Origin of the sequence: Mycobacterium sp. E796, from assembly GCF_001672815.1 — a bacterium.
Classification (GTDB): Bacteria; Actinomycetota; Actinomycetes; order Mycobacteriales; family Mycobacteriaceae; genus Mycobacterium.
The window spans coordinates 1-9,568 of record NZ_LZKK01000232.1 but is presented as its reverse complement, the minus strand read 5'-3'; the positions used below and the strand labels follow the sequence as shown (position 1 = coordinate 9,568).

The following is a 9,568-nucleotide window of genomic DNA, read 5'->3' as shown; positions in this document are numbered from 1 at the left end:
GCCCGCCGCCCCGCAGCGCCAATTCGATGAGGCGGTAAGCACTTTCGGCGACGTCGGGGATCTGCAGCGCCTCGTGGATGGTCTCGTCGCTGACCGGGTCGGACAGCCCGTCGGAGCACAGCAGGTAGCGGTCGCCGGCGCGTGCCTCGCGCATGGTCAGCGTGGGCTCCACCTCGTGGCCCGTCAGCGCTCGCATGATCAGCGATCGCTGGGGGTGGCTGTGCGCCTCTTCGCGGGTGATGCGACCCTCGTCGACGAGGGTTTGAACGAACGTGTCGTCCTTGGTGATCTGGACCAGCTCGCCGTCACGCAACAGGTAGCCACGCGAGTCTCCGATGTGCACCAGCCCAATCCGGTTGCCGTCGAACAGGATTGCGGTGAGTGTGGTGCCCATTCCTTCCAGGTCGGGTTCCATCTCGACCTGTGCGGCGATGGCCGCGTTGCCCGCGCGCACCGCCGCATCGAGTTTGGCGAGCAGGTCGCCACCGGGTTCGTCGTCGTCGAGGTGGGCCAGCGCGGCGATCACCAACTGCGAGGCCACCTCACCGGCCGCGTGACCGCCCATGCCGTCGGCCAGGGCCAACAGCCGGGCGCCGGCGTAGACAGAATCTTCATTGTTGGCGCGTACCAGGCCGCGGTCGCTGCGGGCCGCATATCGCAGGACCAGGCTCACGGGCGCAGCTCAATCGCCGTCTTGCCGATCCGAATCGGCGTGCCGATGGGAACCCGTACCGCAGTCGTCACCTTCGCCCTGTCAAGGTAAGTGCCGTTGGTCGATCCTAGATCCTCGACATACCATTCCGAGCCACGCTGAGACAGCCGGGCATGCCGCGTCGAGGCGTAATCGTCGGTGAGCACCAGGGTCGAGTCGTCAGCGCGGCCGATCAACACCGGCTGACCGCTGAGGGTGATGCGAGCGCCCATCAAGGCCCCCTCCGTCACCACCAGATAGCGTGCGGCGGTGCGGCGCTGGCGCGCCGGCAGCAGGGTGCCGCGCAACGCCAAACCGCGACGCACCATGACGGCCCCGGTGGGCGCGTAGATATCGGTCCGCAGGACCCGTAACACGGACCAGATGAACACCCAGAGCAACATTAAGAATCCGGCACGCGTCAGCTGCAGTACTAGTCCCTGCATCTGGCGTCCTTTCCGTCCTGGCGCCGCACCCCTCGTCGCACCCGTGATACCGAGCACGTCAGCAACGTCACGATACTTGGACGGTCGTCGCCGCGGGGCGAAGCACGGCAGCTTTGAGCCCGGTGCGTCTAGTGGATGCGAACGATGATCTCCGAGTGGCCTAGACGGATGACGTCGCCGTCGGCCAACTGCCACTCCTGTACCGGTGCGTTGTTGACGGTCGTGCCGTTCGTCGAGTTGAGGTCGGAAAGGAGCGCGACCTGCCCGTCCCAGCGGATCTCCAGGTGACGCCGCGACACCCCGGTGTCCGGCAACCGGAACTGGGCGTCCTGGCCGCGGCCGATGATGTTGGAACCCTCGCGCAGCTGGTAGGTCCGGCCACTGCCGTCGTCGAGCTGCAGGGTCACCGCGGCTCCGGCGGCCCCATAGCCGCCCTGGCCGTAACCGCCGTAGCCCGCGGCAGCCGGCTGCCCGTAGTCCGCCGCACCGTAGTCGGCCGGCTGGCCGTACTCCGCGGCCTGGCCGCCGTATTCGTAGTCGCGGTGCTGGGTCTCGGGGTATCCGCCTTGCGGGGGGTAGCCACCGCCCGGAACGCTCTCGGCGTACTGGGTGTAGTCGCCCGCGCCGTACTCCTGCTGGCCGTATCCACCACCCTGCGGGTAGCCCTGCTCGTACCCGCCACCCTGCTCGGGGTAGGGCGGCCGCTGCTCGGGCGCGGCCTGCGGGACGGGCGGCGCATAGCCCGCCTCCTCCGGGCGAGCCGGGCCGCGACCGTATTCGCCGTAGCCGCCGGCGTAGCCCTGCTGGCCACCGCCGGGCTGGCCGCCGCCGGGCGGACCGTAGCCGCCACCCTGCCGGTAGCCCTGGTCGTAACCCTGTCCGCCGTAGCCACCGGGGGCGGGCGGACGCTGCTCATAGGACGGCGGGTAGCCGCCACCCGGCCCTTGCTCGGGGTAGCCGCTCTGCCCTTGGTAGCCGCCCTGTTCGGGGTAGCCACCCTGCGGGGGGTAGCCGCCCTGCGGTTGCTCGGGGTAGCCACCGCGCGGTTCTTGGTAGCCGCCCTGCTCGGGGTAGCCACCCTGCGGGGGGTAGGCGCCCTGCTCCGGCGGACGAGGCGGCGGATATCCGCCTTGCGGAGGGTAGCCCCCTTGCTCGGGCGGGTAGCCACCACGCGGATCCGGTCCGCCCTGCGGTTCCGGGCCGCGCTGCTCGTCCTGCGGCCGGCCGTAACGGTCGTCGTAGTACTCGTCGCCGGGCCGCCCCTGCCCCTGACCACCGCGGTAGCTCGAATTGTCAGTCATTGCTGCTACTCCTCGTTCTGCGCCGAACGCATGATTTGATTGTGGCGGGGGCGGATGGTTGGCGGTCGGGCGGGGCTCGACATCGGGATTGACAGCACCGCGGGTGCGGTACTGACCGGTATGCAGGCTCGACGACTGCTCGAACCGGACGACCACATCACCATACGTTTGCCACCCCTGTTCATAGATATAGTCGGCCAAGTACCTCGCGAAAGCGCTCGACGTGGGATTCCTGTCGGCGCCGACCTTCGCAAAGTCGTGCACACCGAGGGTAATGATGTATTCGTTGGGGGCCAAAAGACGACCGCCCTGAAGGGCCCGGACACCGTCCTCGGCTTCCCGGCGCAGTAGCGCTTCAACCTCTTGCGGGACGATCGATCCGCCGAACACCCGGGCGAACGCATTGTCCACAGTCGCCTCGAGCTTGCGCTCGATGCGTTGCACGAGCCCCCGTTGGCTACTCATTATTCAACGCTCGCCCGCTGCTGTTGTGGTGTGTCGCGGGCGCGAGGCAAACGAACCGCCCGCGTGTTGTTTCACCCCCGCATGTTATCGGGACACCGGGACACCGCGGCACCGTGGGAATTCTGAGAATCGGATACGCCCAGGTCAGAGCCGTGCGGCCCGGCCGTCAGGCCGCCCGGGACCGCGGAGGCGATTGGGGCACACGACTATTAGAGTGGTATGGTCCATCGGTTGATTTTCCGGGCGAGTGGCGGAATGGCAGACGCGCTGGCTTCAGGTGCCAGTGTCCTTCGGGACGTGGGGGTTCAAGTCCCCCTTCGCCCACCAAGAGTGGTTGCAGAGAAAGGTCACGAACTCGAAAGAGGGCGTGACCTTTTTGTTTTGATCCGCGCCGCCTAGCGCGAGAGCACGGCCTCGATGGCGTCGACGACCTCGGGCGCGTCGGGTTCGGTGCGGGGACGGAACCGGTTGGCCACCTCGCCGTCGGGGGCGATGAGAAACTTCTCGAAGTTCCATTGGATGTCGCCCGCCGCGCCGTCGGAATCGACGGCCTTGGTCAGCTCGGCGTACAGCGGATGGCGATGGTCGCCGTTGACGTCGGTCTTGGCGAGCAGCGGGAACGTCACCCCGTACGTCGTCGAGCAGAACTCCTGGATCTGTTCGGCGCTGCCCGGTTCCTGGCCCATGAACTGGTTGCACGGAACACCGACGACCGTCAGGCCGCGGTCGCGGTAGTCGCGGGCCAGCTTCTCCAACGCGGTGTACTGCGGAGTCAGCCCGCACTTGGAGGCCACGTTCACGATCAGCGTTGCGCCGCCAGACAATTCGGCCAGCGTGGTGGGCTTGCCGTCGAGGGTGGTCAGGGCGATGTCATTGAGGGTCACGCCGATGACGCTAACACCTGTTTCAGCGGGCCAGCGGGCTGTAGAAGACCAGGCCGTTGCCCTTGTTGTCGTAGACCACGGCGCGCCGCTCGTGGGCATCGTCATACGGGCCTTTCACGATGCCGCCGCCGCTGGCCTCCACGGCCTGCGCTGCGGCGTCGACGTCCGCGGTCTTGATGCCGACGACCACCTGCCCGGGGATGGGATGATCCACCGCGGTCGCCAGCGCCAGGGTGACGGCCCCGCCGTCGAGCGCGGCGAAGTGGGCGCCGTCGCGGAACTTCAGCGGCATCCCCAGGGTCTCGCTGTAAAACCGAATCGATTCGTCAAGGTCGTCGGTCGACAAGACGATCATCCGCACTTCGTGATCGCTCATTGGTGCCTCCTGTGGCCGGGTCGCCTTACCCTAGCCCCGTGAGCAACCGAGTACCGGGCGGCGTGGTGCACACCCTGCCGGCCGACCTGCGGGACGCGTTGGCGGCCAACTCCACTGCGCTGGCGGCCTGGAAGGACATCACCCCGTTGGCCCGCAACGAGTTCATCTGCTGGGTCGAGGACGCCAAACAGGAGGCGACCCGCAAGCGCCGCATCCGCCGAACCCAGGAGGAACTGGAGGAAGGCATGCGCCGGCCGTGCTGCTGGCCCGGCTGCAAGCACCGGGAGCGCAACGGCCGCGCCTAGCCCCGCACGTCGGGCGTGACGGGATCGGTGATGTCGTCGTATTCGGGATGCTTCTTGAGCACCGTGACGACCATGGAACACACCGGGACTATGCGCTTGCCGTCGGCCCGTGCCGCCTGCAGCGCTTCCTCGACAAGGATGGTCGCCAGGCCGCGCCCGCCGTACGCGGGGTCGATCTCGGTGTGGTGGAAGACGCGCTGCTCGCCCCGGTCGAAGAAGTCGGCGAGGCCGACGGTTTTGCCGTCGACGGCAATGGTGTACCGGCCTTCCTCGGCGGTGACGGTGGTTGGTGCGCCGGTCTTGTCGGCGGTCATATGTGTTCCTTCCCTTGGGGTATCGGTCGCGGCCGCAACCGAGCGGTCGGCAGCGGCGGGGCGGGCAGCCGGGTTACCGACCCCCGGTAGCCGGTGACGGCGCCGAAGCGTTCGTCGGCGGCCTGCCAGAGCTGGCGATAGCGGACGATGTCGTCGTGACTGCGCCCGACGAAGTTCCACCACATCACGAGCTCTTCGGCGACCGGGGCCCCGCCCAGCAGCAGCACCCGCGCCGGCCGGTCACCCGCGTTGCACAACCGCAACGACGACGCGCCCGCGCCCTGGTATCCGAGGTCGCCGACCGCCAGCGCGGTGTCGCCCATGTCGACCGGCCCGAGATCGCAGAGCACGCCGTGTTCGAATGCCGGGGCGACGTCGATGTCCAGCCCGGCTTTGGGCGCCAAATCGATCTGCGCGCCGACCAGCGGGGTGAACGTGCGCACCGGCGACCGGCCTCCGGCCAGCTCCCCGAGAAAGACGCGCGCCACCGCGCCGGGCAGCGCCACGGGCGGCGGCACATGGTGCGCGAAATCGCGTCCGGTGTCGCGGGCGGAATCGGGCAGCGCCACCCACAGCTGGACCCCGTGCAAGACGGCGTCCGAATCGATCGACACCTCGGAGTGACATATGCCCGCGCCCGCGGTCATCAGGTTCAGCTCCCCGGGCCGGACCACGGCGTGCACACCGGCGCTGTCACGATGCTCCACTCCCCCGCTGAACAACCAACTGACCGTTTGCAATCCGGTATGCGGATGCGGCGGGACGTCCATGCGTGCGCGCACGGGGCCGTAATGGTCGATGAAACACCACGCCCCCACCAGCGAGCGTTGTCGTTGCGGCAGCGTGCGCTGCACCCTGATCGCCCGCGGCCCGCCCAGCGGAACCTCGCGCGGATGCAACAGCTCGGTGCCGAGCACCCGCGAAGCGCCGCAGGCGACTTCGTCCGGTGCGGTCTCGAGGTTGCTCACCGAATCGACGCTACGCTTTGTCGGGCCATCACTTGCGCGGCGGCCGCAGCACCCTCATGGCCAGACGCATGACCGGATCCGGCACGCGGTCCTGCATCGCCAGCGCGGTATCGGCGGCCCGGGATCGCAGCGGGGCGCCGCGGCCGAAGAGCCGATTCAGCGGCCCCCCGGTCGGCTCGATCACCACATGGAGCGGCGGGGTGCCCACCGCGGCGCCCAAACCGTTGGAGATGACCATCCGCTGAATCTCGCTGGTGCCCTCAAAGATGGTGTACAGCTTGGCATCCCGATACCATTTCTCCACCGGGTGGTCAGTGATGTAGCCCCAGCCGCCCATGGTCTGGATCGCGCGTTCGGTGGCCCGCACGGCGACCTCGCTGGCGGCCAGTTTCGACATCGAGCCCTCGCCCCGCTCGAAGGGCACCCCGTTGGCCGCCATCCAGGAGGCGCGCCAGGTCAGCAGCCGAGCGGCATCGATCTGGGTGGCCAGGTCCGCCAGCGGAAAGGCGATGCCCTGGTTGTCGATGATCGGTCCGCCGAACGCCTCGCGCTCGGTGGCGTAAGCCGTCGCGTACTCCAGTGCGGCACGGGCGATCCCGATCGCCTGAGCGGCCACCATGGGGCGGGTCTGCTCGAAGGTGCCCAGCGTCGCCGAGCCGGACTGCTTTCCGCCGGCAACCACCTCACGGGCCTTGGCGAGCTTGTATTCCAGCTTCTCTTCTCCGCCAAGCAAATTGGCGCCAGGCACGCGCACACCCTCGAACAGCAACTCGGCGGTGTGGGACGCCCGGCAACCCAGCTTGTCGAGCTTTCGCAGCAGCTTCAATCCCGGCGTCCCGCCGGGCACTACGAACAACGCCTGCCCGCGATGCCCGAGTTCCTCGTCGACGACGGCGTTCACCACATGCACGTTCGCGATGCCGCCGTTGCCGATCCACATCTTGTGGCCGTCGATGATCCAGTCGTCACCGTCGCGGCGCGCGCGGGTGCGCAGGTTCCGGACGTCGCTGCCGCCTTCGGGTTCGGAGATCGCCAACGCGGCGAGCTTGATGTCGCCCGGCGTCCCGAAACACTCGGGCGCCCACTGGAGCATTTGTTCGGGCGACGCGGCCTGACCGATCGCCGAGAGCGCCAGCGCCGGCATCACGATCGCCAAACCGATTCCGGCACAGCCCCAAAAGAGCTCCTCCATGAACATCGGGAGCGAGATACCGGTCGGGTCACCGATCAGGTCCCGGTAGAACAGCGGGCTGTAGAAGCCGCGCTGGGCCGCCTCCTCCAACACCGGCCAGGGAAACTCCTGGCGCTGGTCATAATGCAGCGCCACCGGGCGGATGACTTGTTCGGCGAACTCGTGGGTGCGCCGGGCCAGATCGTGTTGTGCGGCCGTCGGTGTCAGGTCGAATGTCATGGATCCGCCTTCAGGTCGACAGACTCGGTCGTGCCAAGCCCGACTACCCCGTCGGCGGGGTCAGCAAACTGTCATGCGGCCGAACGGGGACCCACTTGCGCGATCGGCAGGTGCAACACCACCGCCGCGACCGGCATCGCCTCGTGTTCGTGGCGCGCCAGCAGGGCCGCGTTCTCGGGAAGCTGACGCGAATTGATTTCGCCGGCGGCGATCCGCCGCAGCACGTCGTGGGCGTGGGCGAGCTGTTCCCGCTTCCGATACTGGCCGCCGGGCAGCTTGACGCCGGCCCAGACCCCGTACTCCTCGCGGTGCGCGATGGCGTGCTGGGCGCAGCGGCGCTGCTGGGCCAGCGGGCAGCGGCGCAGGCATTGGATCCGCGCCTCGGTCGCGGATCGCTCGTAGGCGCGCGCCTTCGCCGCACCGTCACCACCGTCGTCGTCGGGGTAGCCGAACCACAATTCCGGGTTGGCTGCGCAGGGGTGTCCCATGGCCGGTCTCCTTGGGTCAGTAGCAAACGTAGGCGAAAGCGTATACACGTATCGGCCGCCTGCGCAAGGGAAACGTGATAAAAACGTATATACCCAGGATGGGCGGACCCCGTGTGTAATATCCGGCCTATGGCCGGAGCCTGCGGTGAGCCGTGAGTCGGCCGGCGCCGCGATCCGCGCGTTGCGCGAGTCACGCGACTGGTCGCTGGCGGAGCTCGCCGCCGCCACCGGGGTCAGCATCATGGGCCTCAGCTTTTTGGAGCGCGGCGCCCGCAAGCCGCACAAAAGCACAGTTCAGAAGGTCGAAAACGGGCTCGGCCTGCCGCCGGGCACCTACTCCCGCCTGCTGGTAGCCGCTGATCCGGACGCCGAGCTGGCCCGGCTGATGGCCGCACAGCCGGTCGACGCGAGGTCCGCGACGCCCGCCGGCACGGTCGTGGTCGACCGTCACAGCGATACGGAAGTGCTGGAAGGCTACGCCGAAGCCCAACTCGACGCCCTCAAATCCGTCATCGATCGGCTGCCGGCGACGACATCAAACGAATATGAGACGTATATTCTGTCTGTGATCGCTCAATGCGTGAAGGCCGAGATGCTGGCCGCCAGCTCGTGGCGCGTGGCCGTCAACGCCGGCGCCGATTCGACGGGGCGGCTCATGGAGCATCTACAGGCACTTGAGGCGACGCGCACCGCCCTCCTGAAGCGGATGCCGACCAGCTTAAGCGCGCGGTTCGACAGGGCGTGCGCCAAGTCGTCGCTGCCGGAGGCCGTCATCGCCGCCCTGGTCGGTGTCGGCACCGACGAGATGTGGGACATCCGTAACCGGGGTGTGATACCCCCTGGGGCCCTCCCCCGCGTTCGGGCCTTCGTCGAAGCGGTCGAGGCGACGGGTGGCGAGGGGGCGCCATGAACGGAAACGAAATCGAGGTGTTGAGCCGCGCGCATCGACTGTTCGCCGGCGACGTCCGGCAGCCGTCGCTGGATGCCCGCACCGAGCATTACCGCGAAGCGTTGACGAGAGCCGCAGATCTGAATCACGCTGTGGCACAAAGCCGTTACCAGCTGACTGCGGAACGCGGCCGGCAACGGCTGCTATCGGCGGCCCGCACCGACACTGCCGCCGCCGACATCATCGCCGCCGCTCACCGGGATCGGGCCCGGGCCGGCGCGCTGACCAAATCCCTGGTCGACGAGGCCCGCGCGGACACCGCCGCCACCCCGGTGACGCCCATGGCCCAGCGCGAGGCGATGCGCCGCAGCGTCGCCCGCCTGCGCGCGCAGCGGTCCCACGTCCTGTCGGCCCGTGCGAACGCGCGAAGGCACTCCGCGGCGCTGCGGGCGCTGCGATACCGGTTGACGCACCATCGCGGGGTGCCGACCCGCGCGGCGATCGCCGTGCGCGCGGCGTTGTCGCGGCTGGGGCGCCCGTACGTGTGGGGTGCGACGGGGCCGAACCAGTTCGACTGTTCCGGGTTGGTCCAGTGGTCCTACGCCCAGGCGGGCGTTCGCCTGGGCCGCACCACCTATGAGCAGATCGACGACGGGGTACCGGTTTCCCGATCCCAGGTTCGCCCGGGAGACCTGGTCTTCCCCCACGCCGGACACGTCCAGATGGCCATCGGAAACAATCTGGTCGTCGAAGCGCCCTACTCGGGCGCCTCGGTGCGAATCAGTCCACTGGGCAGCAACATCGCGATTCGCCGCCCCCTATGACACGAAAAGGTTGAACCAATGTCGGAACCAGCCGGACCTTCGATGGGCGCCATCCAGGCGCGGCAGTCGGCGCTGGCCAGCCAGCACGGCAGCGCCGCCGACGCCGACCGCGTGCTGGCGGAAGTGCTTGCCAGCGCACACGCCGCGACCCGCGAAAGCATCGGGCGACTCGACGCCATCGCCGAGGAGATCGACCGCGCCGCCAG

Annotated in this window: 13 protein-coding genes and 1 tRNA gene; 5 read left to right on the top strand and 9 right to left on the bottom strand. The window is 68.5% G+C overall.

Features of this window, described 5'->3' with window-relative positions:
- The 3 genes from A5706_RS16970 to A5706_RS16960 form a co-directional block, all read right to left on the bottom strand.
- Positions 1 to 673, bottom strand: a 673-nt coding sequence (locus tag A5706_RS16970; protein WP_197517865.1) for a PP2C family serine/threonine-protein phosphatase, incomplete at its 3' end; no start/stop codon positions are given.
- Positions 670 to 1,137: an FHA domain-containing protein gene (locus A5706_RS16965; protein ID WP_067154186.1), complete on the bottom strand. Its 468-nt coding sequence runs from the start codon at positions 1,135 to 1,137 to the stop codon at positions 670 to 672. The genes A5706_RS16965 and A5706_RS16970, both read right to left, overlap by 4 nt.
- Before the next feature lie 128 nt (positions 1,138 to 1,265).
- Positions 1,266 to 2,903 (bottom strand): DUF3662 and FHA domain-containing protein, encoded by a 1,638-nt coding sequence (locus A5706_RS16960; RefSeq protein WP_068132638.1) that lies wholly within the window; start codon positions 2,901 to 2,903, stop codon positions 1,266 to 1,268.
- A gap of 241 nt (positions 2,904 to 3,144) precedes the next feature.
- On the opposite strand from A5706_RS16960, the gene A5706_RS16955 reads away from it, so the two are divergent.
- Positions 3,145 to 3,230, top strand: a tRNA-Leu gene (locus A5706_RS16955).
- 68 nt (positions 3,231 to 3,298) lie between these two features.
- Here the strand turns inward: A5706_RS16955 and A5706_RS16950 are convergent.
- The gene (locus A5706_RS16950) at positions 3,299 to 3,787 is read right to left on the bottom strand and encodes a glutathione peroxidase (protein ID WP_068132635.1); all 489 of its coding nucleotides are present in this window, start codon (positions 3,785 to 3,787) and stop codon (positions 3,299 to 3,301) included.
- 22 nt (positions 3,788 to 3,809) lie between these two features.
- Positions 3,810 to 4,163 (bottom strand): VOC family protein, encoded by a 354-nt coding sequence (locus tag A5706_RS16945; RefSeq protein ID WP_068132634.1) that lies wholly within the window; start codon positions 4,161 to 4,163, stop codon positions 3,810 to 3,812.
- Between the two features lie 38 nt (positions 4,164 to 4,201).
- On the opposite strand from A5706_RS16945, the gene A5706_RS16940 reads away from it, so the two are divergent.
- A complete protein-coding gene (locus tag A5706_RS16940) occupies positions 4,202 to 4,468 on the top strand; it encodes a YdeI/OmpD-associated family protein (RefSeq protein ID WP_068132631.1) in 267 nt (88 codons plus the stop codon).
- Here A5706_RS16940 and A5706_RS16935 read toward each other — a convergent pair.
- The 4 genes from A5706_RS16935 to A5706_RS16920 form a co-directional block, all read right to left on the bottom strand.
- Positions 4,465 to 4,782: a GNAT family N-acetyltransferase gene (locus A5706_RS16935; protein WP_068132629.1), complete on the bottom strand. Its 318-nt coding sequence runs from the start codon at positions 4,780 to 4,782 to the stop codon at positions 4,465 to 4,467. The two genes, A5706_RS16940 and A5706_RS16935, sit on opposite strands and share 4 nt — an antisense overlap.
- Positions 4,779 to 5,750, bottom strand: a complete 972-nt coding sequence (locus A5706_RS16930; protein WP_068132627.1) for a pirin family protein — start codon at positions 5,748 to 5,750, stop codon at positions 4,779 to 4,781. The genes A5706_RS16935 and A5706_RS16930 overlap by 4 nt, the downstream gene beginning before the upstream one ends.
- A gap of 28 nt (positions 5,751 to 5,778) precedes the next feature.
- Positions 5,779 to 7,161, bottom strand: a complete 1,383-nt coding sequence (locus tag A5706_RS16925) for an acyl-CoA dehydrogenase family protein (protein WP_068132626.1) — start codon at positions 7,159 to 7,161, stop codon at positions 5,779 to 5,781.
- A 71-nt stretch (positions 7,162 to 7,232) separates the two neighbouring features.
- Entirely contained in the window at positions 7,233 to 7,649 is a 417-nt protein-coding gene (locus A5706_RS16920) for a WhiB family transcriptional regulator (protein WP_068132624.1), read from the bottom strand.
- A gap of 145 nt (positions 7,650 to 7,794) precedes the next feature.
- Here A5706_RS16920 and A5706_RS16915 point away from each other — a divergent pair, with 145 nt between their 5' ends.
- The 3 genes from A5706_RS16915 to A5706_RS32360 form a co-directional block, all read left to right on the top strand.
- A complete protein-coding gene (locus tag A5706_RS16915) occupies positions 7,795 to 8,559 on the top strand; it encodes a helix-turn-helix domain-containing protein (RefSeq protein ID WP_068132622.1) in 765 nt (254 codons plus the stop codon).
- Complete coding sequence (locus A5706_RS16910) at positions 8,556 to 9,362, top strand: C40 family peptidase (RefSeq protein WP_068132621.1); 807 nt, start codon at positions 8,556 to 8,558, stop codon at positions 9,360 to 9,362. Before A5706_RS16915 ends, A5706_RS16910 begins: the two co-directional genes overlap by 4 nt.
- 18 nt (positions 9,363 to 9,380) lie before the next feature.
- Positions 9,381 to 9,568: DUF4226 domain-containing protein (locus A5706_RS32360; protein WP_156767185.1), on the top strand; the 188-nt coding region annotated here is incomplete at its 3' end.